The sequence below is a fragment of the Microbacterium sp. HD4P20 genome, assembly GCF_019449275.2.
GTDB lineage: Bacteria > Actinomycetota > Actinomycetes > Actinomycetales > Microbacteriaceae > Microbacterium.
Map to the genome: position 1 here is coordinate 587,053 of NZ_JAHZQZ020000012.1, position 25,699 is coordinate 612,751.

Sequence of the window (25,699 nt, forward strand, 5' to 3'; positions counted from 1 at the left end):
AGGGTGTCGCTCGCGCTGCGAGCGCCGGCTCGCTGCGCTGATCAGCTCAGGGCGCTGACGTCCAGCGTGAACCGGTGCGCACGCAGGCGCTCCGCCAGCGATGGACCCATCGCGACCATCGGGGTCAGCACGCCGGCGCGGTCGGGGAGCTCGTCGAACGCGAGACTCAGTGCCGACTCGGCGAGCATGACGCCGGTCCCGCCGTAACCCGGGTCGAACGGAGCCGCGATCCGCGTGCGCACCGGCTGACCCTCCACGGGGTAGACGTCGACGTCGAGCACGAAGCGGCCGTGTTCGATCGCCTTGTCGCTCGGCCCGGTGCCCGGGGCCGGCAGAACGAGGTCGAGGAGCGCCCGAGTCGGCGGGAAGGCGAACCCGGCGACCAGGGCGGCGGTCCCAGCGTTGAGCGCTCCCGCCCGTGCGAACCCGGCGAACCCGCTGCCGGTCGTCACGACCTCGCGGTACCGCATCAGCTCGCCGTAGCGCCAGCCGGTCAGGTAGTTGCTGCGCTGCACGATCTGCTGGTTGTACGCGCCCATGACGAACGGCGCCTGCCACGCACCCCGCTCCTTGCCCCAGCCGCTGCCGCCGTGGCCCGGAAGGCGCACCGACGGTCCCGGCGTGAGGGCGTAGGGGTTTCGGATGACACGGCGGGCCGAGGCATCCGTCTTCGCCTCTTTCATCTGCTGGCGCAGGGAGTCGATGGTCCCACCGCTGACGCCGCCGCGCAGCGACCGCACCCGCAGTGTCGCGGCGACGATCGGCACGCCGCCCGCAGCTTGGTGAGCCAGACCCAGGCCGAGGTCGGAGGGAATCGAGTCGAAGCCGCATGAATGGACGATCCTGGCGCCGCTCTTCTCGGCGTCGTCGTGATTGCGCTCGATGCTGCGCGCGACGAAGATGCTCTCGCCTGAGAGGTCGGCGTACGACGTGCCCGCGCGAGCGCACGCGGAGGCGACGCCCATGCCGTAGCGCAGATACGGGCCGACCGTCGTCGCGACGACCGAGGTCGACGCCGCGAGGCGGGCGACCGCCGCGTCGTCGGCGGTGTCGATGTGGATGATCGGCCAATCGACGCCGAGGTCGCGCTTCACGTCCTGAAGGCGTACCGGGGAGCGACCGGCGATCGCGATCCGCGCGCCCTCGGGTGCGGACTGCGCCAGGTGCCGAGCCGTGAACCCGCCGACGAACCCGGATGCACCCAGCAGGACGATGTCGTAGTCGCGGTTGGTGCTCATGTCGCGAAAGCGTACGTGCGGCGCCAGATCAGTGGCACCCGGTTGCGCGCGAGGTCCGGATCGCCTAGCGGAGGGCGTCCGCGCTCAGCGCAACGCGTCGGCCTTCGCTTCCAGCACCCTCCGCTGCGCGGCGTTGGCCGTCAGACCGGCCGCCGTCAGCAGTTCGGAACGAGCCTCATCCACCCTGCCCAGCTGCGCGAGCAGTTCGCCGCGCACGCTCGGCACGAGGTGCGAACCCCGTAGTTCGCCGGATGCCTCGAGTGCATCGACCATCGGCAGGGCGTCGGCCGCGCCGTACGCCATCGACACCGCGACCGCGCGGTTCAGCTCGACGATTGGGCTGGGAGCGAGACGGCCGAGCACCTCGTAGTGCAGCACGATGCGCTGCCAGTCGGTCTCTTCGACGCTCGGCGCCACCGCATGGCATTGCGCGATCGCGGCCTGCAGCGCGTACGAACCGCGCCCGATGCCGCGTGCCGCGGCTGCGGCATCCGCCTTCTTGAGCACTTCCACACCCCGCAGGATCTGGCCACGGTCCCACCGCGAACGGTCCTGGTCGGCGAGCAGCACCGGCTCGCCGGTCCGGGTCTCGCGCGCGGCGAAGCGGGAGCGCTGGAACTCCATGAGCGCGACCAGCGCGAGCGGCTCGGGCTCGCGCGGCAGGAGCCCCGCGACGATGCGGCCGAGGCGCAGGGCCTCGTCGGCGAGGTCGGGGCGAACCCACCGGTCGCCGCCGGTGGCCGCATAGCCTTCGGTGAATACGAGGTACACCACGCCGAGTACGGCCGACAGCCGCGCCTTCCACTCTGCAGGGTCGGGTGTCTCGAACGGCACTCGCGCGGCCGCCAGCGACTTCTTGGCGCGGGTGATCCGTGCCTGCACGGTCGGGACCGTGGTCAGCAGCATCCGTGCGATCTCTTCCGTCGAGAGGCCCGCGACGACGCGCAGCGTCAGCGCGACCTGCGATTCGCGCGACAGCGCGGGGTGGCACGCGGTGAAGATCAGGCGCATCACGTCGTCATCGATCGGCTGCCACTCGTCGTCGGTGGCCTCGTCGAGCGTGTGCGCGATCGCCGCGTAGCGCTCGTCGAGCTTCTCGCGCCGCCGCCACGCATCGATCACACGGCGCTTTGCGACGGCGGTCAGCCACGCGCCGGGGTTCGACGGGATGCCGTCCCTCGGCCACGAGCCGAGGGCTTCGACCAACGCCTCCTGGGCGACATCCTCGGCGAGGCCGAGGTCGCCGGTCATCTTGGCGACGGATGCCACGATCCGAAGCCCTTCGATTCGCCAGACGGCCTCGACCGTGCGCCGGGTGTCGTTCATGATTCCTACGCGTCCCGGTCGAAGCTCACTCGGTGCCGAGTTCTGCTCGCCAGCCCTTCTCCTTCTCGAGGAACTCGTTGCCCTCGAAGCCCGCGAAGTCGGTCTCGTCGGTCACGCGGCGCACCTCGAGCTTGTTGCCCGCGGTGAGGGGCGCCCGCTTGGCCCATTCGAGCGCCTCTTCGGCCGTCGCGGTCTGGACGATCCAGAAGCCGTTGAACAATTCGTGAACCTCGCCGTAGGGGCCGTCGCTCACGATCGGCGTCTCGCCGGCGAAGTCGACGACGTAGCCGGCCTCCTGGGCCAGACCCTCGCCCGCGACGAGGACGCCGGCCTTGATCATCGACTCGTTGTAGGCTCCCATCGCGTTGATAATGGCCTCGAAATCCATGTTCTCGTAGTCTTCAACGGCCTGCTGCGTCGCCCGCATGATCAGCATGTGCTTCATTGCTCGCTCCTTGTTCGGTTCTCTCGGAAGGAACCGTTCGCTCCTTCTCACTATCGCGTCGAACGGGTGAGAACGAAATCGACATGGCGTCGAGAATCTTCCGCCGATCTCACGATTCCGGTGCGAAGCGGTCCACGAGACGCACGAGCGTCGGAAGGCCGCGGGATGACGCCCGGCCACCGGTCAGCTGCTCGATCACCGGGGTGGCATTGGCCTCCCCCTCGCGCTGGTTGCGTGTGAGGGTCCAGCCGGGGCCCGAGTCGACGATCTCGCAGCGCCGGTATGCGGCGGCCTCGACGACTCCCGGATCGCCGATGTCGATGATGCCGCCGCCGTGGACCGTGAACTCGAACCGGCGCGGGTCGCCGGCCGCCCCGTGAGCGTCGACGACGCGGTTGAGTTCCTCGAGCGGCAGCCAGAACCCGTCACGATCCAGCCCCGCCCGGGCGGCGGTCGCTGCCACCACGGTCTCGATCACCTCGTCGGGGTCGTCGGCCTCGAACACGACGGTGCCGTTGCTCTGGAACGGCACCGCTTCGGGGCATCCGGCATCGGCGAACCCCGCCAGGATGTCGGCGGTCGACGGGTGACCCCGTTGACCCTGGTTGACGTTTCGCAGGAACGCGACGCAGCGCATGCCCCGACGGTACCGGGCGGCCCCGGTCGCGGCACCCCCTCGCATCACACTTCAGTGCACGGGTGGGATCGTGAATCCGGCGATGCGGTCGCCGTCGAGTTCGAAGATCCCGTCCGACTCGCCGTTGAAGACGTCGCTGCGCCAGTCGAAGTGGATGCGCACGGTGCTGCCGTCGACGGATGCCGAGAGCACGGTCATGCGCGCGCCTGCGCCGATCGCATCCGAACCCGCCCAGCTGCGCACGCCGTCGTGGCCACGCAGCACGCGACCCCAGTCGTCGACGAAGCCGTCCTCGGTGAACGCCGCGACGAAGGCGTCGGTGTCGGCGGAGTTGATCGCGTCCACGAACTGCTGGACCGCGCCCGGAAGATCGGGTGTCGTCATGATCGGTCCTCTCGTCTGTGTCTCATTGTGCTCTCACGCCGCGGCGTGCGGGTCGTGGGCGTTGAGCGTTGCGACCACGTCCGCGTAGTCGCCGCGGGCTTCGCCGTAGCGCAGGAACTTCACGCGCTCCACCTGCACCTCGGTCGCGTCGGGCTCGTCGCGCAGGATCTGCATGACCTCGTCGGCGAACTCGTCGAGTGGCATGGCGAAGGCACTCTCGCGCTGCCCTGCCATCAGATCAGTGGCCACCGACGGCGGCTCGAGCTCGACGACGCGCACCGACGTTCCCGCCAGCTGCAGTCGCACCGACTCGCTGAGCATATGGATGGCGGCCTTCGTGGCGTTGTAGGTCGGCGTGACGCGCAGCGGTGCGAAGGCGAGCCCCGACGAAACGGTCATGATCGTGGCATCCGGCTGAGCGCGCAGGTGCTCGATGAAGGCGCCGATCAGCCGGATCGGGCCGAGCAGGTTGGTCGTCACGGTCGCTTCGGCGGTCTCGACGAAGCCGGCGGGAGTGGTCCAGTCCTCGAGACGCATGATGCCTGCCATTGTCACGAGCACGTTGAGCTCGGGGTGGCGCGCGATCGCTTCGGCAGCCGCCGCGGCGATGGACGCGGCATCCGTCGTGTCGATCTGGATCGTGTCGATGCCGGGTTTCCGCTGCGCGATCTCGCCGAGGAGCTCACGGCGACGCCCGCCGACGATGACGGTGTTGCCGGCCTCGTGCAGGCGCTCCGCCAGAGCAAGGCCGATGCCGCTCGTGGCTCCCGGGATGAAGATGGTGTTTCCGTTGATTCGCATGCTTCGAGTGTTCGAGGCCGGCGCGCCGCGTGGCAGAGAGCGTTTATCGGGGGAGCGGGAGTCCCTGGATGCCGCGCTCGTGCGCGCGCATGATGGACCCATGGATCGCGAAGCCCTCGCCGAGTTCCTGCGCACGCGCCGCGAACAGCTGCAGCCCGCAGACGTCGGGCTCGCCGCCGGACCGCGACGGCGCGCGCCGGGCCTGCGCCGCGAGGAGGTGGCGCAGCTGGCGCTGATGTCGACCGACTACTACACGCGGCTCGAGCAGCAGCGCGGTCCTCAGCCCAGCACGCAGATGTCGCATCGCTCGCTCGCGCATTGCGGCTCACCGCCGATGAGCGTGACTACCTCTATCGCATGGCCGGCCACGCCGTGCCCGACCGGCTCAGCACGACCGACCATGTGGCGCCGGCGTTGCGACGCGTGTTCGATCGGCTCTCCGACACACCGGCGCTCGTGATCTCGAACCTCGGTGAGACCCTCGTGCAGAACGCGCTCGCCGCTGCTCTGCTGGGTGACAACGCGGGCGCGACGGGATGGGAGCGATATGAGCCGTTCCGCTGGTTCGTATTCGCCGAGACCGAGCGGCAGCGCTACCCCGAGCAGGATCGCCCGCGTCACAGCCGCGCGCAGGTCGCCGGCCTGCGGGCGGCGCTCGGTTCGATGGGCCCGCGATCCCGCGCTGGTGAGCTCGTCGCCGAGCTGCTGCAGCGTAGCCACGAGTTCCGCCAGCTGTGGGATCGGCAGGAGGTGGCGCAGCGCTTCGCGGATCACAAGGTGTTGATCCACCCCGAGGTGGGCGCGGTGGAGGTCGACTGCCAGGTGCTCTTCACCGAGGACCGTGCGCAGGCGCTTCTCGTGCTCACGCCCGAGCCCCGCAGCGAGGGCGAGGAGAAGATCCGGCTGCTCAGTGTGCTCGGCATGCAGCAGTTCGCCGCTGGCGGGCGCTGAGCCCGCCGCCGACTGCGCCTTAGCAGCCCGCGTGGGTGGGAGTCAATGGTCGGAAGGTTCTTGTCGCCGGTCCGTACGCTTGCAGAGCAACACACGCGGAACGGTCGAGCATCGACGTTCGGGTCGTCGGCAGACTCCCGTCACCGCGCGATGGTCCCGGTGGGCGGGCTTCCCGCCGGGACCATCCACTCGATCGGAGCAGACCATATCGACTCACTCGGGGCCTTCGTCAACCCCTTGCGGCCCGGCGATCCCCTGGCCGACCCTGAAGTATGGCTATTGACATCACCGAACTGCTGCGCCTCGAGCACGCCGGCTGGACGTCATTGTGCGATGGCACCGGCGACGCCTTCTACGGCAGGATCATGACCGAAGACGGCGTCATGGTTCTCGCGGACGGCTCCATCCGCGACCGTGAGGGCGTCGTGGAATCGCTGCGAGACGCGCCCACGTGGAACAGTTTCGAGATCTCGGACGAACGCCTGGTCGAGATCGGGCCGGATGCCGCAGCCCTCGTGTACACGGGCCGCGCGTTTCGTGCGGCCGGCGGTCCCGCATTCGTCGGCGCGATGACCAGCGCGTACGTGCGCCAGGGCGACCAGTGGCGCCTCGCGCTCTACCAGCAGACTCCCGTGCCCGAGGCGGAATGACCAGCGACGCCCGCTCTCACTCGGCCTTGCGCGGAGTCATGAACCACTCCACGAACTTCTTCGCGCGCCCATCCGGGGCGAACCACACCTCCCACATGTTCGAATAGCGTTCGTGCCCGGGGTAGTCGACCGTGCCCTTGATGATGGCGAGCTCGTCGTCCTCGATGAGCACGTCGAGATCGTGAACGGGTTCGGTCGGCTCCGGGTCGCGCCACATCTGGACGATCGCGTCGATTCCGATCACCGGTGAATCGTCGTCCGGCCGGAACCAGTACTCGGCATCTTCGGTGAAGACCGCGCGGACATCGGTCTCATCCTTCGAGGTCCACGCGGTGATGTAACCGTCCAGCCATTCGCTTGCCTTCGTCATTCCTCGGTTCTACTCCGGGCGCCGGACGCCCGCCAGACCCGTCGGCTAGGATCTTCGGCATGGGAACTCTGTGCAGCGCGCCGATGATGGCGTGCGCCTGGTACATCCGCGACCGCCGCGCCTGACGGCGTCTTCGCGGTTCTTCGCGTAGCGCGCCGTCATCCGGGAGTCCTCGCACCCCGGTCGCGCGCCCCTCCGACATGATCGGGATCCACGGTCCTTCCGACGACCGTCCTTCTCGAAACACAGCCGCATGCAGCGTGCGTCGGGGTGCTCCATCCTTCTTCCCTGGAGCGCCCTCATGCGTCACCGTTCCCTTCACGGCGGCCGACACGAACTCGGCCAGAACTTCCTCAACCACCGCCCGACGATCCACCGCATCGTCGAGCTCGTCGCCGCGACCCGCGGGCCGATCCTCGAGATCGGCGCTGGTGATGGCGCGCTGACGATTCCGCTTGCCCGCCTCGGGCGCGAGATCGAGGCGATCGACATCGACGAACGCCGCGTGCAGCGGCTTCGGCAACGGCTCCCGCAGGCTCGCGTGGAGCACGGCGACGCGCTGGGGCATCCGCTCGACCGACCCGTCGTCGTCGGCAACGTGCCGTATCACCTGACCACGCCGATCATGCGGCGTCTGCTGTCACAAGGCGGGTGGCGCCACGCCATACTGCTGACGCAGTGGGAAGTGGCGCGAAAGCGGGCCGGTGTCGGCGGCGGCACGATGATGACGGCGCAAGCCGCTCCGTGGTTCGAGTTCGTCCTCCATGGACGGGTGCCCGCGCGGCACTTCACCCCGATGCCCAGCGTGGACGGCGGCATCCTGAGCATCACGCGCCGAGGCACGCCGCTGATCGATCCCCGCCAACGCGGCGCATACGACCGCTTCGTGCATGAGGTGTTCACGGGCCGGGGGAGTGGGCTGGCGTCGATCGTGCAGCATCGCAACGGCATCAGCCGGGCACGTGCGCGGGCAGCCTTGCACGGCATCGGTGTGCCCGACGACGCGCTGCCGCGTGAGTTGCGACCCGAGCAGTGGGCGGCACTGTGGGCAACGGTCGGACGAGGTTCGGGAGCGAGGAGAGGCAGGTGATCGAGTGGCGGATCGACAAATCGGTCGACGAGTCGCCGAGGGCAAGGCGATGGAGAAGGTGCTGCGCGCCGCCTGAACCCGTCCTGATACCGTCGGGAACGCGCCGGCGAGCGAGTCGGCGCGGAGCGGGGGCGGAACATGGCGGAGCGGATCAGCTGGGTACTCGTCGACGGCGAGAACATCGACGCGACGCTCGGCGGACAGATCCTCGGCCGGCGGCCGCAGCCCGAGGAACGACCGCGCTGGGACCGGCTGCTCAGCTTCGTCACCGACCGGTGGAACCAGCCGGCGCGCGGCCTGTTCTTCCTCAACGCGAGCTCGCACCTGCCGATGCCGTTCGTGCAGGCACTGCTCGCGCTCGGCTACCAGCCAGTGCCGCTGTCGGGGCCCGCCGACGAGAAGATCGTCGACATCGCCATCCAGCGCACGCTTCGCGAGCTCGCCGCGCGTGAGGGCGACGTCGTGCTCGTCAGTCACGACCGCGACTTCGTCGACGACGTGGCGCGCCTCGCCGATGGCGAGCGGCGCGTCGGACTGGTCGCCTTCCACGAGTTCCGCAGCAGCGAGTTCGCAGGGCTGCCCGGGGTCGAGTTCTTCGACATCGAGTACGACGCCGAAGCATTCGACGCTCCCCTGCCGCGCGTGCGCGTCATCCCGATCGACGAGTTCGACCCCGCCGACTTCCTGAGATGACGGATGCCGGCCCCCGGCGTCTGTCACCGCCCGCGGTGTCGGCGGGCGGGACTAGCCTGAACGGGTGTCTGCCGATCCGCGTCCTCAGAGCGTCCGGGATCAACAGAGCGCCCGAGCCCAGCTGGCGGCGGTGGCCGAAGCGGCGGCGGGCGACGGTTCGCGGGGGTTCGGGGCCTTCGCCGACCTGCCCACGCCGGCGGATTCCCGTGCCGCCGCCGTCTTGATCCTCTTCGGTGTGCTCGACTCGCTGCCGAGCGACCACGACGCTGACGCTCGTGCCGTCTCGCGCGACCTCGACGTGCTGCTCCTCGCTCGCGCGACGACGCTCCGGTCCCATGCCGGTCAGGTCGCCTTCCCCGGCGGACGCCTCGATCCCGGCGACGACGGGCCGGTGCAGGCAGCGCTGCGGGAAGCGTGGGAAGAGACCGGGCTCGATCCCGCCGGCGTCGAGGTGCTCGGGACGCTGGAGAACATCCCCCTCGAGTACTCGCTGCATCTGGTCACACCGGTGCTGGCGTGGTGGCGGCATCCGTCACCGGTCCGCGTCGTCGACGAGGCCGAGTCCGCTGACGTGTTCCGGGCGCCCGTCGCGGACCTGCTGGACCCCGCGAACCGCGGTGTCACCGTGATCAGGCGAGACGGACAGGAATGGCGTGGTCCGGGCTTCCTCGTGCCGCGCTTCGATGCGCAGAGCAATCGGATGGGCGAGCACCTTGTATGGGGATTCACCGGGATGGTGCTCGACGGACTCTTCGACCGCCTCGGATGGACCGAGCCCTGGGACGACTCCCGCGAGCTGCCCCTCGCGCTGCCTGACTGATCCCGAGCCGCCGCAGGATGGGTTCATGCCTTCCGTTGACGAGATCGTCCCCACCAACCGCCGTCATCTGCTCGACCTTCCCGTTTACGGGCACCTCGGCACGATCCGCCCGAACGACACCGTGCAGGTCAACCCGATGTGGTTCGAGTTCGACGGTGAGCACATCCGCTTCACTCACACGAACTACCGGCAGAAGTACCGCAACCTGCAGCACAATCCGTCGATGTCGCTGTCGATCCTCGACCCCGATAACCCGTTCCGCTACCTCGAGGTCGCCGGAAAGCTCGTCGACGTGATCCCCGATCCCGAGGGCGCGTTCTACGTGCGGCTGCAGAACCTCTACGGGAATCCGAGCACCACGCCACCGCGCGACAAGGCCGACCGCGTGATCCTGGTGATGTCGATCGAACGGGCGACCACGCAGTAGCTGCCCGATAGCGAAAGGGCGGATGCCGCACTCGCGGCATCCGCCCTTTTACTCGCCTTCGACGTCAGTACCAGCCGACGGACTGCGAGTGCGACCACGCGCCGCACGGGGTGCCGTAGCGACCCGAGATGTAGCCGAGGCCCCATGAGATCTGCGTGGCGGCGTTGGTCTGCCAGTCGGCACCGGCCGTGGCCATCTTGCTTCCCGGCAGAGCCTGCGGGATGCCGTAGGCACCGCTCGAGCGGTTGTGTGCGAGCGTGTTCCAGTCCGACTCCTTCTGCCACAGCGACACCAGGCACGCGAACTGGTCGTCCCCCCAGCCGTAGCCGGCGATCATGTTGCGGGCGATGGCCTGCGCCTCGGCGGCGCTCGTTCCAGCCGCCGCGTAGACCGGCGAGGGTGCGGACGAACCCGACGATCCCGAGGATCCCGACGAGGGGGACTGCTTCGCCGCGGCGGCCTCAGCTGCGGCTGCCGCCTCGGCCTCCAGGCGCGCCTTCTCGGCAGCCTCCTGCTCGGCCTTCAGCGCGACGGCGGCGTCGAGGCTGCCGCGAAGTCCCGCGACATGCTCGTCGACCGAGGCGATGAGCGCCGTCACGTCGTCGGTCAGGGCGGGCACGAGCGGCGCGGGCAGCAGATCGCCCGCTTCGAGGCGCTCGGCGGCAGCCTGCAGCGCCGCGGTGTCGACGGCGGTGTCGGCTCGTCCGACGTCCAGGCCCGACGCCGCGATGTCGGCGGTGACGGTGGTGGCGGCGGCGATGGAGGTGTCGGCAGCGGCCAGCGCCTCGCGAGCCGCGGTGGAGATCTCGTCGGCGCCGATGGCCCCGGCCGGCGCGTCTGACAGGATCGGGGTCGTGTATGACGCGAGCGCGAAGTTCGCGAGCGACCCGGACGCCTCAGCCTGCGATGTCGGCGCGGTCGCGGTCACTCCCGCGGTCACGAGGACGGCGAAGGCGACTCCGGTCGCGACGATCGCGGGGCGGCGGCGGGAGCGGCGGGCAGCCTCTCGGCGTACGCGGCGGATGGGGGCGGAGGACGTGATCGAGCGCATGAAAACCTGAGTTCCGTATAGATCCACGCCGTCGGGTACGGCGCCGTGCACCGCTCCGGCGGCGCACAAGTCTGCGAGTCTGCCCGGGTTTTCTGGACGGTTCCGGTGTGTTTCCTGGACGTCGCGTGCTGCGCCGCCTCCACGAGGGCGTCGATCGAGGCTCCGTCTGCGCCGGATGTGCACCCGTTTCAGCGGTAGCGGTAGTGCTCCGCGCTCGTGTTCACCCAGCCGGCGAAGCGCCGCGCCGCGGCATCCTGTCCCTGCGGAACGGCGGTCACCCAGACCTGTTGGGTGCCCGCGACGACGAGGTACACGAGCGGCCGCTGGATGAGGCGGTTCAGCGCGCGCGGCGTGATCGGCCCGAGCGGGCCGATTAAGCGACGCTCGACGGCACTCCGCGTGAATGTGGGCCGCCGCAGCAGCGCATCGCCGGTTTCGACGGATGCCTCCGCCCCGGCCACCGGCTGGCTCGACTCGCCGAAATGCACCCAGCGACCGTCGATCACGACACCCGCCAACTCCTGTTCCTCGCCGCTGTAGCGCACTGCCGTCGTCCACTGGCGGCCGTCCCACCAGCGCAGGCGGCCGCGCTGATCGTCGTACCAGCCGGCTGCGGCCGCGCCGGCGGTCGGCGCCGCATCGCGGTGCAGTTCGACGTCGGGCTCGCGAAGGTCGATGTACTCCTCGGTCCAGCGCGTCCCGTCCCACCAGCGCTGCTTGCCGGTGCCGTCGTCGTACCAGCCGGGGTCGGCGTGCGCGGTCATGGTGAGAGCGTAGTTCGATACGCCTACCCGCACACGGCGCGCGGGCCGGATAGCATCGTCCGGTGCCGACAGGAACGAAACCCGAGCCGTTCCACCCCGACCTGCGCCTCGCGCGCTGGCTGCCGCTCGTCAGCGCCGGGCCGCGTACCCTGTGGATGTTCCGGCTGTCGCCGCCCGGCATCCGTCCCGTCGCCGACATGAGCGTCGACACCGTGCCCTTCGCCGGACCGGCGGGCGACATGCTCTATCGCGTGTTCCGCCCGGTCGAGTCGACGCGGCCGACGCCCGCCCTGCTGTGGATCCACGGTGGCGGGCTCATCCTCGGCACGCCCGAGCAGGACGACGCCTCGAACCTCGCCCTCGCGCGCAACCTCGGCATCACGGTCCTCTCGGCGGCGTACCGGCTCGCGCCCGATCATCCCGCACCCGCCGCCCTCGACGATCTTGCCGCCGGATTCCGTCAACTGGTCGCCCGTGCCGACGAGCTCGGCATCGACCCGACACGGATCGCAATCGGCGGCGCGAGCGCGGGAGGGGGGTTGGCCGCCGGTCTCGCCCAGCGCCTGCGCGACGAAGGCGGCACCCAGCCGGTCTTCCAGCTGCTGGTCTACCCGATGCTCGACGACCGCACCGTCCTCCGCGACGACATCGATCAGCGTCATCTGCGCATGTGGTCTGCCGAGAGCAACCGGTATGCCTGGTCGGCGTATCTCGGCACGGATGCCGGAGCCCCCGGCATCCCCTCTTCCTTCGTTCCCGCGCGCCGGGAAGACCTGAGCGGTCTGCCGCCGGCATGGATCGGCGTGGGCACGCTCGATCTCTTCCACGACGAGGACGTCGCGTATGCGCGGCGGCTGGAGGAGGCCGGTGTGCTGTGCGAGTTGAATGTGGTGCCCGGAGCGTTCCACGGGTTCGATGCGGTCTTCCGCAATGCCGGCGTCACGCGCGCGTTCCACGCGGATTGGGAGCGCGTGCTGCGCGCGGCTTTCCGGCAGGCGGGCCCTGCCTAGGCTGGGAGCGGAGCGCGCGGAAGGAGCACGACTCGATGCCAGCGGCAGAGCCCAGGGGCGGAGCATCCTTCACCCGTTACTGGGTCGCAGCCACGATCAGCTCCTTCGGCACCGCCATCACGGCCGTCGCGATGCCGGTGCTCGTGGTGCAGGTTCTCGGCGCGTCGCCCATCGAAGTCGGGATCGCGAACGCCGCACAATTCGTGCCGTACGCGGTGCTCGGGCTGCTGGCCGGTGTCTACGTCGACCGCTGGCGTCGCGTGCGCGTGCTGGTGTGGTCAAGCGTCGGGCGGGGCCTCGCGCTCGGGCTCATTCCGGTGCTGTGGTTCGCCGGGGTGCTTGAGATCTGGTCACTCGTGCTGCTGCTGCTGCTCTTCGGGTCGTTCGCGGTGTTCGGCTTCGCGGCATCCCAGTCCCTCCTCCCGCAGGTCGTGCCGCGATCGCGCTTGCTGGGAGCCAACTCGCGGTTGGACCAGTCGGATGCCGCGGCCCAGACCGCCGGTCCCGCCCTGGGCGGCGGTCTGGTCGGGCTGCTCGGCGCTCCCCTCACGATCGCGATCGACGCGGTGAGCTACCTCGTCGAGGCAGTTCTCGTCGCGCGTCTGCGACTGACGAAGCCCCTGCGCACCGCCGGAACCGGGGAACCGTCGCCGCAGCGGCGGAGCGTGCGCCGCGAGGTCGCCGAGGGGCTCAGGTGGACCTACCGGCATGTCTCGCTCGCGCCGCTCGCGATCTCGACGCACGTGTGGTTCTTCGCGAACGCGGGGGCCCTCACGGTGCTGGCCCTCTTCGTGCTCCGCGACCTCGACCTGTCGCCGGCGACGTTCGGCCTGCTCTTCGCCGTCGCCGGCATCACGACGCTCGTCGGGGCCGCCGTCGCGCCGTGGGCCGGTCGGGTCATCGGCGCGGGGCGCTCGATCGTGATCACCCGCGCGGTCTATCCCGTGGCGTGGCTTGTGATCGCGCTTGCGGCGATCACGGATGCCGGAGGCTCTGGCGCACTCGTCGCGCTCTTCGTCGCGATGGCGTTGCAGGGCTTCGTCGCGGGACTCGAGAACCCGAACGAGATGGCGTACCGCCAGGCGGTGACGCCCGACGCGCTGCTGGGTCGCACCAGTGCGACCATCAGGTCGGCCAACCGCAGCATGGCGGCTCTCGGCGCCCTGGCGGCCGGCCTGGCTGTCGGCGTCGCCGGGATCGCGCCGGCGCTCGTCGGCGTCGTGGTCGTCTTCGTCGCCGCGGCCGCGGTGGCTGCGGCATCCCCTTTGCGGCATGCCCGCCACGAGGACGGAGAGGGATCGTGAGGATCCCGCGCACGCCGGCGCGGTCGGGGCGGCTTCCCGGTCACTGACCGGCGTCACGGTGCGCGGGGGTCTTTGCGCTGGTGCGATCAGTGGGCGCCAGCAGATCGGCAAGCTCGGACCGCGAGCCGATCCCGAGTTTCGTGTACACCTTGCGCAGGTGATACTCGATCGTCTTCGGGCTCAGGAACAGTGCTGCGGCGGCCTCGCGCGTCGTCCTGCCTTCGGCGAGCTGCAGGCCCACCTGCAGTTCCTGCGGCGTCAGGGCTTCGAACACGCTCGCGCCCGCCGCGCGGACGTGCTCGCCGGTCGCCCTGAGCTCGGTGGCCGCGTGGTCGCGCCATAGCGCAGCCCCGAGTTCATCGAAGGTGTCGAGCGCCTCGCGCAGCTGTGTCCGCGCGTCGACGCGCCGCCCGGCACGTCGCAGCCGAGAGCCGAAAGCGAGGCGCGTGCGCGCGGTCTCGAATCTGTCCAGCGTCGCCTCGTGCGACGCCAGCGCCGAGTGGAAGAGCGAATCGAAGTCGACCTCTGCAACCAGCCCGCGCGCGCGGTCGGCACGGGCGAGCGCCCAGGGCTGCCCCTTGCGCGCGGCGCGCTCGTGATAGTCCGACGCGGCAGCCGCGGCATCCGATCTTCGGTTCACGCGAAGCAGGCCGTCGACCAGTTCGGGTGCCGGCGAGAGGTCGACGTCGTCGAGGCTCAGTCGCGCGAGGAGCGCGACGAGCTCCGACAAGTGGTCGACGGCTGCCTTGGTGCGTCCGAGCGACAGCTCGAGGTCACCAACGGCGTGAGAGACCCAGGCCTCCCCGACGTAGATGTCCCGCGCCGCGCAGAGTGCGCGAGCCTCGGCTGCGTGCGCGCGGCAGGCAGCGGGGCGTCCCGCGCGCGAGTCGAGCCAGGCAGCCCCGGCGAGCGACATCGCGAGCTCGGTCTCCTGACCGGTCTCGGTCGCCAGCCGGATCGCCTCTGCGTAGTTCGCCTCGGCCCGCGCCCACGATGCGCCCGTGGTCGACTGATCACGGGCAACATGGAAGAGCACGGCCGGCAGCGCCCCGACCCCGGCCGCGCCGCGCACCTCTTCGACGAGTCCACGCAGGTGCCCACCTCCGGTCGCATCGCGCAGGAACAGGGGTGCAAGAAGCAGCCACGACAGGCGACGCGGGTCGTGTCGCAGTTCGGGGTCGGCTTCGAGCAGCGGAACAGCGGCGCGGATCTCCGCCGCGCCGCCTGAACCAGCCAGCGTGCGGGCCATGCCGATCGCCATCAGCCCGAGTGCCCGAGGGCGGGTGCCGGCGATCCGCGGCTGGAGCGCGTCGATCCGGTCCGCGAGGGCGGCCGCGGTGCGTGCGTCGCCGAGGTAGTACGTCGCGTGCACCGCGTCGGCCAGCGCGAGTGCCTCGGCGTCCGCCGACGGAGCGCGGTCCGCGGCGGCGACGAGCAGCTCGAGCGCCTCGCGCAGCGAGCCGCTGCGCGCGGCGATCGACGCCCGCAGCTCGATCTCACGCACATCACCGTCCTCCACGGGCGACGATCCGACCGCGCTGCGCTGATCCAGCAGTGTCAGTGCACGCGACCCGTCTCCGGCGGTCCACGCCGCGTCCGCGGCGCGCAGCAACCGGGTGCGGCGCTCGTGCGCCTCAGGAGTCAAGCTTGCCGATCGCTCGAACGCGCCGGCGGCGACCGAGTACGCTGCACGGGCTACGGCGTGATCGCCCGCCTGGGCAAGCAGGGCGGCGACGTGTTCGTCGGCGTACCACACCGCCTCCGACAGGTGCCACGCGCGTCGGTCCACGTCCGCCGCCGGCAGCGCATCGGCCGCCGCACGATGCGCGGCCCGCCGCGCCTGCACCGAGGCGCCAGAGTAGACGGCGGACCGCACGAGCGGATGCCGGAACTCGACCCGCCCCTGCGTCAGAGCGACCAGTCCACCGTCCTCGGCTTCGCCGAGACGGCTCACATCGATCCCGAGGACCTCGCACGCGTCGGTGATCAGCCGGATGCCTCCGCCGCACACTGCCGCGACCAGCAGCGCTGCGCGGCACTCGGCGTCCACTCGCTCCAGCCGGCGGCCGAACGCTGCCACGAGCGCCGGCGGAACCCGCAGCGGAAGCTCGGTCTCGAGGCTCTCGACGACATCGCGGTCGCTGCCGAGCTCGAGGAGGGCGAGCGGGTTGCCCGCGGTCGCGCGGTGGAGCAGGCGAACGCGGTCGTCGGACTCCGCGCGCCCGGTCTCCTGCTCGATGAGCAGCCGGGCGGCCTCGAGGTCGAGGCCGCTCACCCGCAGCACCTGGACACCCGCGACCAGTTCATCGCCCTCGGGGCTGCGGACGCCGACGAGCACGACGACCGGGTCGGCAGCCAGCCGGCGGGCGGCGAACAGGAGCGCGTCGACGGACGGCGTGTCGGCCAGATGAAGGTCGTCCACGACGACTGCCACCGGCCCGTCCTCCGCAAAGCGGCAGATCAGGCTCAACGCCGCCGCTCCGATCGTGAACCGGTCACGTCCTCCCGGGATCGCGGCGGCGTCGGGCACCGGAAGCGCGAGTGCGGTGGCCAGAGCGTCGGCCTGGGCGGTGGGGATGCCTTCGAGCGCGCCGAGTGCGGGGCGCAGCAACTGCAGCAGCATCGCGAACGGGATCTCGCGCTCGGACTCGATGCCAGTCGCTCGCAGCACCCGCATCTCGGTCGCGCCGCCCATGGCGGCGTCGAGGAGCGCGGTCTTGCCGACACCCGCCTCACCGGTGATCGCGAGCACGCCGCTCGTACCCAGGCGCGCGGCCGCCAGGACCTGATCGATCGCCTGCTGCTCGGCCTGCCGACCCACCAGCATGCCCTGAGTCTAGGCACCTGGCCGAAAACGACTAGGGGGGCTCCCGGATGCGGTGCGCAACGCGCGATTCCTACGGTCGAGGCATCCGGACATTCCACGAAGGAGACGATGATGTCCACCACCGAAACCGCCGCCAGCACATCGGCGGATGCTCCCGCGATCGACACCGACAAGCTCATGGGCTTCGTCTTCAGGGCCGTCGATGAGGTGGGGGCCACACTCAACGCTGCGCTCGTCGTCATGGGCGACAAGCTGGGTTACTACCGCGACCTCGCCGCACACGGCCCCACGACGCCTGCTCAGCTCGCAGAGCGCACGCAGACCGCCGAGCCGTACGCCCGCGAGTGGCTGAACGCGCAGGCCGCGGGCGCCTACGTCACGTACGACCCATCCACCAAGCGATACATGCTGCCGCCCGAGCACGCGCTTGCGATGACGGATGCCGACAGCCCGGCATTCCTGCCCGGCTTCTTCCAGATCGCGCTCGGCACGGTACACGACACGCAGCACATCGTCGATGCCGCCCGCAGCGGTGCCGGCTACGGCTGGCACCAGCACGACTCCGACGTGCACGTCGGCTGCGAGCGGTTCTTCCGTCCCAGCTACCATGCGAACCTCGTCGGTTCGTGGATCCCGGCGCTCGAGGGGGTACAGCCCAAGCTCGAGGCGGGGGCGCTCGTGGCCGACGTCGGCTGCGGGCACGGGGCGTCCACGATCCTGCTCGCGAAGGCGTTCCCCAATTCGACGTTCATCGGCTCGGACTACCACGCCGAGTCCATCCGCACGGCTCGGGCACGCGCCGCCGAGGCCGGTGTCGACAACGTGCGCTTCGAGGTCGCCTCCGCGCAGGACTTCGGAGCCGCACCGGGAGGACAGCGGTTCGACCTGGTGGCCATGTTCGACTGCCTGCACGACATGGGTGACCCCGTCGGCGCCGCACAACGCGTGCGGGAGGTCATCGCGCAGAACGGTACGTGGATGATCGTCGAGCCGATGGCCGGTGACCACGTCGAAGACAACCTCAACCCGGTCGGACGCGCCTACTACGGGTTCTCGACGCTGCTGTGCACGCCCTCGTCGCTGTCCCAGGAGGTCGGACTCGCGCTCGGCACGCAAGCCGGTCCGGCGCGCATCCGCGATGTGACCGCCGCCGGAGGGTTCACCCGGTTCCGCAGTGTCGCCGAGACGCCTTTCAACCGCGTCATCGAGGCAAGGCCCTGACGCCGGGGGGACGAGAGGGGCACACTGGACCCGTCAGAGGAGTGTGGGATGGCGACCATGGGGAAGAGCCATACCTGGGTGCGGGCGCAGCGCCGCCCGAAGAAGGCCCTGTTCCTCTCGTCCCCGATCGGGCTCGGTCACGCGCGGCGCGATGTCGCGGTCGCCCACGAGCTGCGCAGAATCCACCCCGACCTGCAGATCGAGTGGCTGGCGCAGCATCCGGTCACGCGCGTGCTGGCGGATGCCGGAGAACCTGTGCATCCGGCATCCGCCTTCCTCGCCAATGAGTCGGCGCACATCGAAGACGAGTCCGCCGACCACGACCTGCATGCGTTCCAGGCGATCCGGCGGATGGACGAGATCCTGGTGAACAACTTCATGGTCTTCAACGACGTCGTCGACGAGACGTATTACGACCTGGTGATCGGCGACGAGGCGTGGGACGTCGACTACTTCCTGCACGAGAACCCGGAGCTGAAGCGGTTCGCGTTCGCGTGGATGACCGACTTCGTCGGATGGCTGCCGATGCCGGCAGGAGGGGATGCCGAAGCCGAGCTCACCGCCGACTACAACGCCGAGATGATCGAGCAGCGAGCCCGCTACCGGCGTCTTCGCGATCGGTCGGTCTTCGTCGGCAATCCCGACGACATCGTCGAAGCCTCGTTCGGCCCCGGATTGCCGCGGATCCGCGAGTGGACGGAGGAGAACTACGACTTCGCCGGCTACGTCACCGGGTTCACACCGCCGTCCGAGGAGGAGCGTGCCGCGGTCCGTGCAGGGCTCGGCATCCGACCCGGCGAACTGCTGTGCGTCGTGACCGTCGGCGGATCGGGTGTCGGCGGTGCACTCCTGCGTCGTGTGATGGATGCCGTGCCGGTGGCGCGACGGATGCTGCCGGGACTGCGCTTCTTGGTCGTCACAGGCCCGCGGATCGATCCGGCGTCGATGCCGCGCCGGCGGGCCGCATCCGTCCGCGGATTCGTCCCCGATCTCTACCGCACGCTCGCGGCCTGCGACGTCGCTCTCGTCCAGGGGGGATTGACGACGTGTATGGAGCTAGCGGCGGCGCGGCGACCCTTCGTGTACGTGCCGCTCGAGAACCACTTCGAGCAGAACCTCCACGTGCGCCACCGCCTGGAGCGGTACGGCGCGGGTACCTGCATGCGCTACGCCGAGGCGGTCGATCCTGATGCGCTGGCCGCAGCGCTCGTCGCCGAGGCGTCGCGCGAGGTGCATTACCGCCCCGTCGAGACGAACGGCGCCGCTCACGCCGCCGAGTTGCTCGGGGAGTTGATCTGATGCGTGCCCTGGAGCCTCGCGAAACCGGCTACGTCGACCGGGGCGATGTCTCGATCCACTACGAGGTCTACGGCGACGGCTCGCCGACGGTGTACCTGCTCATGCCCGACACGATCGTGGAGAGTCGAGGCTGGAAGGCACAGATCCCCTTCCTGGCGCGTCACTTCCGCGTCGTCGTTAGCGATCCGCGCGGAAACGGGGGGAGCGGCACCCCCTCGACCCGCGACGGGTTCGACGACCGGCTCATGATCGGCGACGCGTGGGCCGTGCTGGATGCAGTCGGCGCCGCGGAGGCGGTGCTGGTCGGGCTCTGCACCGGTGCCGGGTACGCGGTGCTCATGGCAGCAGAGAGGCCGGAACGCGTGCTCGGCGTCTGCGCGATCAACCCCGGATTGCAGCTCGGAGCGCCGCTGCCCCACAAGGTCGCGTTCGACTTCGACGCGCCGCGCGAGCGTTACGAGGGCTGGCAGAAGATGAATCGCCACTACTGGCGTAGGGACTGGCCGGACTTCGCGCGGTTCTTCTTCACCGAGATGTTCCCGGAGCCGCATTCGACCAAGCAGCGAGAGGACTGCGTCGGGTGGGCGCTGCAGACGACCCCGGAGGCCATGATCCTGGCCGGCTACTCGCCGCCCTATCCGGGCGACGAGGCGGAGACGGTCGCGATCGCCGAAGCGGTGCGATGTGCGGTGCTCGTGATCACCGGTTCGCTCGACCGCTGCCAGAATCCGGAGCGCGGCAGGCGGCTGGCGCAGATCACGCGCGGCGAGCACGTCGTCATCGACGGCGGCGGGCATCTTCCGCAGGCGCGTGATCCGGTGCGGGTCAACCTCCTCCTTCGGGACTTCGTGCGTCGCGTGGCATAGCCTCGTCGGGATGACTGCGCACCGGCTCACCCGCGACGACGCGCGCCGGCTCATCGTGCGCGCGCAGCTGCTCGACGCCGATCGGCCGGGCGACGTCGTCGAGGTGGCTGAGCAGCTGGGCTACGTCAAGATCGACCCGACTGCGACGATCGCGCCGTGCGAGCACACCGTGCTGTGGTCGCGGATCGGCTGGTCCTACGAACCGGGGCAGCTCACCAAGGCCGTGGAGCGGGACCGGCTGCTGTTCGAGTTCGAAGGCGCCTTCCGGCCGGTCACACTGCTCCCACTCATGCTCCCCGGTATGCGGCGGTGGCCGCAGCGCGAGAGCAGCAAGCAGTGGCTCGAGGCCAACGCGCGATTCCGTGCCGACGTTCTGGCGCACCTGCGCGCCGACGGCCCGCTGCCGGCCAGTGCGATCCCCGACACGGCGCAGGTGAGCCGCGCGCCGGACGGCTGGTACGGCACGAATCAGGTGCCGCACATGCTCGAGTTCCTGATGCGGCAGGGTGAGGTGGCGGTCGCCGGCCGTGAGGGACGCAACCGCATCTGGGATCTCGCAGAGCGCGTCTACCCGACGGATCTGCCCGACTACGACGAGGACGACGCGGCACGGATGCTCGCTGAGCGACGGCTTCAGGCGGCCGGCCTGGTGAAGCAGAAGTCGCCGTGGACGCCGGTCGGCGAAGCCGGCGAGCCGGCGATCGTCGAGGGCAGCAAGTGGAAGTTCCGTGTCGACCCGGCCGCGCTTGCCGCTCTCGGTGACGACGACGGCGGACGTGTGGCCCTCCTCAACCCATACGACGGCCTGCTCTTCGATCGACCGCGCCTGTCGGAGGTCTTCGAGTTCGACTACGTGCTCGAGCAGTTCAAGCCCAAGCCGCAGCGCAAGTACGGCTTCTTCGCGCATCCGATCCTCATGGGGGATCGATTCGTGGGGATGCTGGATGCCGGGGTCGACCGCAAGCGCGACGTGCTGCAGATCAACGCGATCCACGAGTTCCTCCCGTTCGAGGAGGAGGAGTCCGAGATGGTGCGCGCCGAGGTCACGGACCTCGCGGAATGGCTCGGCGTCACCGTGACCGGGTTGCCCTGACGCTGGCCCCGCCGAGTGACCGTGCTTGACAGCTGGCGCTGACGTTCATACTCTTTGTTCACGACTTAACAAAGGGGTGAAGTAATGGCGCCGACGCGACCGCAGGCCGACGTGCACCGCACCGCGATCCTCGCCCATCTCGGCGCCCACGGATCGGCCTCGCGCGCCGACCTCGCCCGGGCGCTCGATGTCTCGCCGGCACTCGTCACGCAACTGACCCGCGACCTCCTCGCCGATGGACTTCTCGAAGAGCTCGAGCAATCCAGCAGCAACGGGGGGCGACCCGCCCGCATGCTGGGGCTCGTCTCACAGGACCTCACGGCGGTCGGCGTCAAGGTCGCGCCCGATCACGTCGCCCTGGTCGAGGTCGGCATCGACGGCGCCGTCCGCCGATCCGAGATCAGCCCGTTCGACGCGGTGTCTCCGCTGGCGACCTCCGCCCTGGTAGAGCTCGTGCGCACCTTCGTCCATGCTGAGGGGGCCGGCAGCATCCTGGGCGTGGGCGTAGGGCTGCCAGGGACCGTCGCCGAACGCGGCATCGGCATCGTGGACTCGACCCAGCTGAGCTGGAACCAGGTGCCGCTCGGCGAGTTGCTGCGTCGCGCGCTCGACCTTCCCGTCGTCGTCGAGAACAACGTCAACGCGCTCAGTGTGGCTGAGCAGCTCTTCGGTCAGGGACGCTCGTTCCGCAATGTGCTGGTCGTCACGATCGGTAACGGCGTGGGTGCGGGCCTCGTGTCGGACGGCGCGATGGTGCGCGGGCGGGCCGGCGGGGCGGGGGATCTCGGCCATGTTCCGGTGCGCGAGGACGGCCCACTGTGCCAATGCGGCAATCGCGGATGTCTCGAGGCGATCATCGGGCAGGCAGCCCTGGTCAACGACGCCCGGTCGATCCGTCTCGTGGGTGCCGACGAGGGCATCGACGAGCTGCGCGCCCTCGCGGATGCAGGCAACGCCGACGCGCGCGAGATCTTCGCCCACGCCGGACACCAGCTAGGCCGCGCCCTCGCCGGAGCGGTGAACCTGCTCGATCCAGAGATCGTCGTGCTGCTCGGTGAAGGCGTCGAAGCGTGGAACCACTGGGCGGCATCGTTCGACCGTGCTCTGCGCAGCGCCCTCGTCCCCGGCAAGCGCGGCACGCCCGTCGTGGTCGAGCGCTGGCAGGACGACCGCTGGGCCCAGGGTGCTGCGGCTCTCGTGCTCGCGACGCCGTTCGACGCGCAGGGCCTCGCCGGCGATCAAGGCCGCCTGGTGCGGGAACGGCTCGTGGCTTCGATAGAGGCGAAGCCATGACGACGATCGCCGTCGCGGTTGAGGCATCCGAATCCGTCACAGACGAGCTGGCCGCCGCGCCCCGCCCGCGGTCGCGACGGCGCCGAATCACCTACGCGCTCACCATCGCGGTCTTCCTGCTGCCGAGCCTCATCCCGCTGCTCGCGTTCGTCATCGGCCCCATGATCTCGGCGGCGTGGACCAGCCTGCACTCGTGGAACCTGATCGGTCCGATGCAGTGGGTGGGGCTCGACAACTACGCCCGCCTGCTGAGCGACCCGGCAACCCACCAGGCGTTCCTTCATACCGTTTACTACATCGTCGGGTACCTGCCACTGGTCTACGTCGGCGGGCTCGCGCTCGCGCTCGCGCTCAACACCCGGCTGCGGGGGCGTGCCTTCCTGCGCGGCGTGTATTTCCTCCCCGTCATCACGAGCTGGGTCGTGGTCGCCCTGGTCTGGCGCTGGCTGCTCAACCCGAGCACGGGCGTGGTCAACGCGGTGCTCGCGTGGTTCGGGATCGAGGGTCCCGGCTGGTGGGCCGACCCGGCGTGGGCGATGCCGTCGATCATCCTGGCATCGGCGTGGAAGGACCTCGGCTTCGTCATGGTGATCCTGCTCGCCGGGCTGCAGTCGATCAACGCGGACCTGTACGAGGCGGCCGAGATCGACGGTGCGGGGTGGTGGCGGCGCCTCTTCGGCATCACGCTCCCGATGCTGTCGCCGTCCACGTTCTTCGTGATCGTGCTGTCGCTCATCAACGGCTTCCAGGTCTTCGACCAGGTGTACGTGATGACCGGAGGCGGCCCCAACAACTCCACCCAGGTCGTCGTGCAGCAGGTGTACGACCTCACCTTCCGCTACGGGCAGGCGGGCATGGCTTCGGCGCTGTCGTGGCTGCTGTTCTTCGTGATCCTCGTCGTCACGCTCATCCAGTTCTACGGCCAGCGCAGGTGGGTGAACTATGACTGACACCCGCGCGCGAACACGTGCCCGCACCCGTGTGGCCGCCCCGAGCCTCCGCCGCACTCTTCTGTACGCGGTGCTCATCGTCTGCGCCCTCATCATGGTGTTTCCGTTCGTGTGGACGATCGTCACCTCGATCACGCCTGGTGCAACGCTCACCACGACCCCGAAGCTCATTCCCGACAACCCGTCGCTGGCGCCCTACCTCGAGCTGTTCGATCGCGTGCCGTTCGGACAGGTGATCGTCAACTCAGTGCTCATCGCGGTCGTGAGCACGGTGCTGCAGCTGGTGACGAGTGCCATGGCGGCGTACGTCTTCTCGCGGATGCCGTTCCCCGGCCGCGGCGCGATCTTCGTCCTCTACCTGGCGACCATGATGATCCCGTTCCAGGTGCTCATCGTGCCGCTGTTCGCCGAGATGAAGGCGCTCGGCCTCATCAACACGTACCTCGGCGCCATCCTCCCCACCATCGCCTCGGCGTTCGGTGTCTTCCTTCTGAGGCAGGCGATGAACACCGTGCCGCGCGACCTGGATCAGGCCGCGACGCTGGATGGCGCCGGACACTTCCGCGTGTTCTTCCAGATCGTGCTGCCGCTGGTTCGTCCCGCGCTCGCCACGCTCGCGGTGTTCGCCTTCCTCAACACGTGGAACAGCTTCCTGTGGCCGCTCATCATCCTGCGCGACCCGCTCATGCAGACCCTGCCTGTCGCCCTGTCGAGTCTGCAGGGCCAGTACTCCACCGAGTGGGACGTGCTCATGGCCGGCTCGGTCATCAGCATCATTCCGATGTTCGCCCTCTATGTCTTCGCGCAGAAGTACATCGTGCAGGGCGTCGCCGGAACCGGACTCAAGTAGAGCCGGCATCCGTTCCCGATTCCTCACCCGACCCGCACCACACCGATCGAAGGAGATTGCACTCACATGAAGAAGACACTCATCGCGACGACGACCGTCGCGACACTCGCGGTGGTCGGCCTCACCGGCTGCACGACGTCGGGAGGCGATGCCGGCGACGGCGACGGCGACGGCGTCACGATCACCTACTCCAACTTCATCGCCAACGGGGGCAATGAAGAGAACCTGCAGACGATCGTCGACGCGTTCGAGGAGGAGAACCCCGACATCACGGTCGACGTGACCACCTCGGCCTATGCCGACTACTTCACGAAGCTGCAGACCGATCTGGCAGCCGGCACGGCGGCGGACGTCTTCGACGTCGACGCCGGAAGCTTCGCCAACATCCAGGCCAGCGGCGTCCTCGCCGAGCTGGAAGGCGTGGATGCCGCGGCATACCGCACGTCGGTGCTCGACGCTTACAACGTCGACGGTGCCCAGTACGGATTGCCGACGTCGTTCTCGAACGTCGTGCTGTTCTACAACCAGGAGCTCTTCGACGCGGCCGGGGTCGAGTACCCGACGGCCGATTGGACGTGGGCCGACGAGCAGGCTGCCGCCGAGCAGCTGACCGATGCCGCGGCCGGCGTCTGGGGCGACTACCAGCCGATCTCGTACCACGAGTACTACAAGAGCGTGCAACAGGCCGGTGGCCAGTTCGTCGAGGACGGCACCGTCGCCTTCGACTCCGAAGCGGGCATCGCCGCCGCGGACTGGCTCGCGGGCAAGTCGGGCACGGTCATGCCGACCGCCGCCGAGGGTGCCGGAACACCCGACTTCGACCTCAACCTGTTCAAGGAGGGGAAGCTCGCGATGTGGCACACCGGCATCTGGATGATCGGTCTGGTCGGTGATCTGCCGTTCGAGTGGGACATCGCGGTCGAGCCGGGCGACGCGCAGAAGGCCAGCGCCACCTTCTCGAACGCCGTCGTGGTCTCGGGCGATTCCGAGCACAAGGAGGCCGCGCAGAAGTGGGCGGAGTACCTCAGCAGCTCCAAGGAGATGGTCGACGTGCGGCTCGAGGCCGGCTGGGAGCTGCCCGCGATCAGTGACGAGGCACTGCTCGCCCCCTACCTCGAGAAGACGCCGCCGGCCAACCGGCAGGCCGTGTTCGACTCGCTCGAAGCGGTGGCGGTGGCTCCGGAGCTGGGCGCGAATGCGCAGCAGATTCAGGATGCCGTCAACAACGCGCTCGGCGAGATCGCGGCGGGACGCGCGACGACTGACGAGGCGATCGCCGCGCTCGCCGAAGAGGTCGGCGCACTTCTCCCGTAGCAGGCCCGGTCGCGTCCGCGGCGGC

At 69.6% G+C, this 25,699-nt stretch carries 25 protein-coding genes and 1 pseudogene; 16 read left to right on the forward strand and 10 right to left on the reverse strand.

Annotated features, from left to right (window positions below; all coding sequences use genetic code 11):
• Window positions 1–41: 41 nt before the first annotated feature.
• The 6 genes from K0817_RS07810 to K0817_RS07835 form a co-directional block, all read right to left on the reverse strand.
• Complete coding sequence (locus K0817_RS07810) at window positions 42–1,238, reverse strand: trans-acting enoyl reductase family protein (RefSeq protein WP_219980795.1); 1,197 nt, start codon at window positions 1,236–1,238, stop codon at window positions 42–44.
• 84 nt (window positions 1,239–1,322) lie between these two features.
• Window positions 1,323–2,564: an RNA polymerase sigma factor gene (locus K0817_RS07815; protein WP_219980796.1), complete on the reverse strand. Its 1,242-nt coding sequence runs from the start codon at window positions 2,562–2,564 to the stop codon at window positions 1,323–1,325.
• A gap of 25 nt (window positions 2,565–2,589) precedes the next feature.
• Window positions 2,590–3,009, reverse strand: coding sequence for a YciI family protein (locus tag K0817_RS07820; protein ID WP_219980797.1), 420 nt, complete (start codon window positions 3,007–3,009; stop codon window positions 2,590–2,592).
• Between the two features lie 109 nt (window positions 3,010–3,118).
• Window positions 3,119–3,646 (reverse strand): DUF1697 domain-containing protein, encoded by a 528-nt coding sequence (locus tag K0817_RS07825; protein ID WP_219980798.1) that lies wholly within the window; start codon window positions 3,644–3,646, stop codon window positions 3,119–3,121.
• A 51-nt stretch (window positions 3,647–3,697) separates the two neighbouring features.
• Complete coding sequence (locus K0817_RS07830; RefSeq protein ID WP_219980799.1) at window positions 3,698–4,030, reverse strand: nuclear transport factor 2 family protein; 333 nt, start codon at window positions 4,028–4,030, stop codon at window positions 3,698–3,700.
• 33 nt (window positions 4,031–4,063) lie between these two features.
• On the reverse strand, window positions 4,064–4,831 hold the full coding sequence (locus K0817_RS07835; RefSeq protein ID WP_219980800.1) for an SDR family oxidoreductase: 768 nt from the start codon (window positions 4,829–4,831) through the stop codon (window positions 4,064–4,066).
• Window positions 4,832–4,931: 100 nt separating this feature from the next.
• Between K0817_RS07835 and K0817_RS07840 the strand changes: the two are divergent.
• A pseudogene (locus K0817_RS07840) lies at window positions 4,932–5,782 on the forward strand (helix-turn-helix transcriptional regulator).
• Window positions 5,783–6,054: 272 nt separating this feature from the next.
• The gene (locus K0817_RS07845; protein WP_219980801.1) at window positions 6,055–6,432 is read left to right on the forward strand and encodes a nuclear transport factor 2 family protein; all 378 of its coding nucleotides are present in this window, start codon (window positions 6,055–6,057) and stop codon (window positions 6,430–6,432) included.
• A gap of 16 nt (window positions 6,433–6,448) precedes the next feature.
• On the opposite strand, the gene K0817_RS07850 is transcribed toward K0817_RS07845, so the two are convergent.
• Window positions 6,449–6,802, reverse strand: a complete 354-nt coding sequence (locus K0817_RS07850; RefSeq protein ID WP_219980802.1) for a nuclear transport factor 2 family protein — start codon at window positions 6,800–6,802, stop codon at window positions 6,449–6,451.
• Window positions 6,803–7,103: 301 nt separating this feature from the next.
• Here K0817_RS07850 and erm point away from each other — a divergent pair, with 301 nt between their 5' ends.
• The 4 genes from erm (at window position 7,104) to K0817_RS07870 (ending at window position 9,832) form a co-directional block, all read left to right on the forward strand.
• Entirely contained in the window at window positions 7,104–7,892 is a 789-nt protein-coding gene (gene erm / locus K0817_RS07855; RefSeq protein ID WP_219980803.1) for a 23S ribosomal RNA methyltransferase Erm, read from the forward strand.
• Window positions 7,893–8,030: 138 nt separating this feature from the next.
• Window positions 8,031–8,585, forward strand: a complete 555-nt coding sequence (locus K0817_RS07860) for an NYN domain-containing protein (RefSeq protein ID WP_219980804.1) — start codon at window positions 8,031–8,033, stop codon at window positions 8,583–8,585.
• A gap of 64 nt (window positions 8,586–8,649) precedes the next feature.
• Window positions 8,650–9,405 (forward strand): CoA pyrophosphatase, encoded by a 756-nt coding sequence (locus tag K0817_RS07865; protein WP_374209534.1) that lies wholly within the window; start codon window positions 8,650–8,652, stop codon window positions 9,403–9,405.
• A 25-nt stretch (window positions 9,406–9,430) separates the two neighbouring features.
• The gene (locus tag K0817_RS07870) at window positions 9,431–9,832 is read left to right on the forward strand and encodes a PPOX class F420-dependent oxidoreductase (protein ID WP_219980805.1); all 402 of its coding nucleotides are present in this window, start codon (window positions 9,431–9,433) and stop codon (window positions 9,830–9,832) included.
• 64 nt (window positions 9,833–9,896) lie between these two features.
• Here the strand turns inward: K0817_RS07870 and K0817_RS07875 are convergent, their stop codons facing one another.
• Both K0817_RS07875 and K0817_RS07880 read right to left on the reverse strand, forming a co-directional pair.
• Window positions 9,897–10,883, reverse strand: a complete 987-nt coding sequence (locus K0817_RS07875; RefSeq protein WP_219980806.1) for a lytic transglycosylase domain-containing protein — start codon at window positions 10,881–10,883, stop codon at window positions 9,897–9,899.
• 188 nt (window positions 10,884–11,071) lie between these two features.
• Complete coding sequence (locus K0817_RS07880) at window positions 11,072–11,647, reverse strand: DUF2510 domain-containing protein (RefSeq protein ID WP_219980807.1); 576 nt, start codon at window positions 11,645–11,647, stop codon at window positions 11,072–11,074.
• A gap of 62 nt (window positions 11,648–11,709) precedes the next feature.
• Here K0817_RS07880 and K0817_RS07885 point away from each other — a divergent pair, with 62 nt between their 5' ends.
• Both K0817_RS07885 and K0817_RS07890 read left to right on the forward strand, forming a co-directional pair.
• The gene (locus K0817_RS07885; protein WP_219980808.1) at window positions 11,710–12,657 is read left to right on the forward strand and encodes an alpha/beta hydrolase fold domain-containing protein; all 948 of its coding nucleotides are present in this window, start codon (window positions 11,710–11,712) and stop codon (window positions 12,655–12,657) included.
• Window positions 12,658–12,692: 35 nt separating this feature from the next.
• Window positions 12,693–13,961, forward strand: coding sequence for an MFS transporter (locus K0817_RS07890; protein ID WP_219980809.1), 1,269 nt, complete (start codon window positions 12,693–12,695; stop codon window positions 13,959–13,961).
• A gap of 40 nt (window positions 13,962–14,001) precedes the next feature.
• Here the strand turns inward: K0817_RS07890 and K0817_RS07895 are convergent, their stop codons facing one another.
• Window positions 14,002–16,788: an AAA family ATPase gene (locus K0817_RS07895; RefSeq protein ID WP_219980810.1), complete on the reverse strand. Its 2,787-nt coding sequence runs from the start codon at window positions 16,786–16,788 to the stop codon at window positions 14,002–14,004.
• 111 nt (window positions 16,789–16,899) lie between these two features.
• Between K0817_RS07895 and K0817_RS07900 the strand changes: the two genes are divergently transcribed.
• From K0817_RS07900 to K0817_RS07935, 8 genes are all read left to right on the forward strand, one after another.
• Window positions 16,900–18,009, forward strand: coding sequence for a class I SAM-dependent methyltransferase (locus tag K0817_RS07900; protein ID WP_219980811.1), 1,110 nt, complete (start codon window positions 16,900–16,902; stop codon window positions 18,007–18,009).
• 48 nt (window positions 18,010–18,057) lie between these two features.
• A complete protein-coding gene (locus tag K0817_RS07905; RefSeq protein WP_219980812.1) occupies window positions 18,058–19,308 on the forward strand; it encodes a glycosyltransferase in 1,251 nt (416 codons plus the stop codon).
• Entirely contained in the window at window positions 19,308–20,174 is an 867-nt protein-coding gene (locus tag K0817_RS07910; RefSeq protein ID WP_219980813.1) for an alpha/beta fold hydrolase, read from the forward strand. Before K0817_RS07905 ends, K0817_RS07910 begins: the two co-directional genes overlap by 1 nt.
• A gap of 10 nt (window positions 20,175–20,184) precedes the next feature.
• Entirely contained in the window at window positions 20,185–21,267 is a 1,083-nt protein-coding gene (locus K0817_RS07915) for a DNA glycosylase AlkZ-like family protein (RefSeq protein WP_219980814.1), read from the forward strand.
• A gap of 84 nt (window positions 21,268–21,351) precedes the next feature.
• A complete protein-coding gene (locus tag K0817_RS07920) occupies window positions 21,352–22,560 on the forward strand; it encodes an ROK family transcriptional regulator (RefSeq protein WP_219980815.1) in 1,209 nt (402 codons plus the stop codon).
• Entirely contained in the window at window positions 22,557–23,510 is a 954-nt protein-coding gene (locus tag K0817_RS07925) for a carbohydrate ABC transporter permease (protein ID WP_219980816.1), read from the forward strand. Before K0817_RS07920 ends, K0817_RS07925 begins: the two co-directional genes overlap by 4 nt.
• Window positions 23,503–24,360, forward strand: coding sequence for a carbohydrate ABC transporter permease (locus K0817_RS07930; protein ID WP_219980817.1), 858 nt, complete (start codon window positions 23,503–23,505; stop codon window positions 24,358–24,360). The genes K0817_RS07925 and K0817_RS07930 overlap by 8 nt, the downstream gene beginning before the upstream one ends.
• Window positions 24,361–24,426: 66 nt before the next feature.
• On the forward strand, window positions 24,427–25,674 hold the full coding sequence (locus K0817_RS07935; protein ID WP_219980818.1) for a sugar ABC transporter substrate-binding protein: 1,248 nt from the start codon (window positions 24,427–24,429) through the stop codon (window positions 25,672–25,674).
• Window positions 25,675–25,699 lie beyond the last annotated feature (25 nt).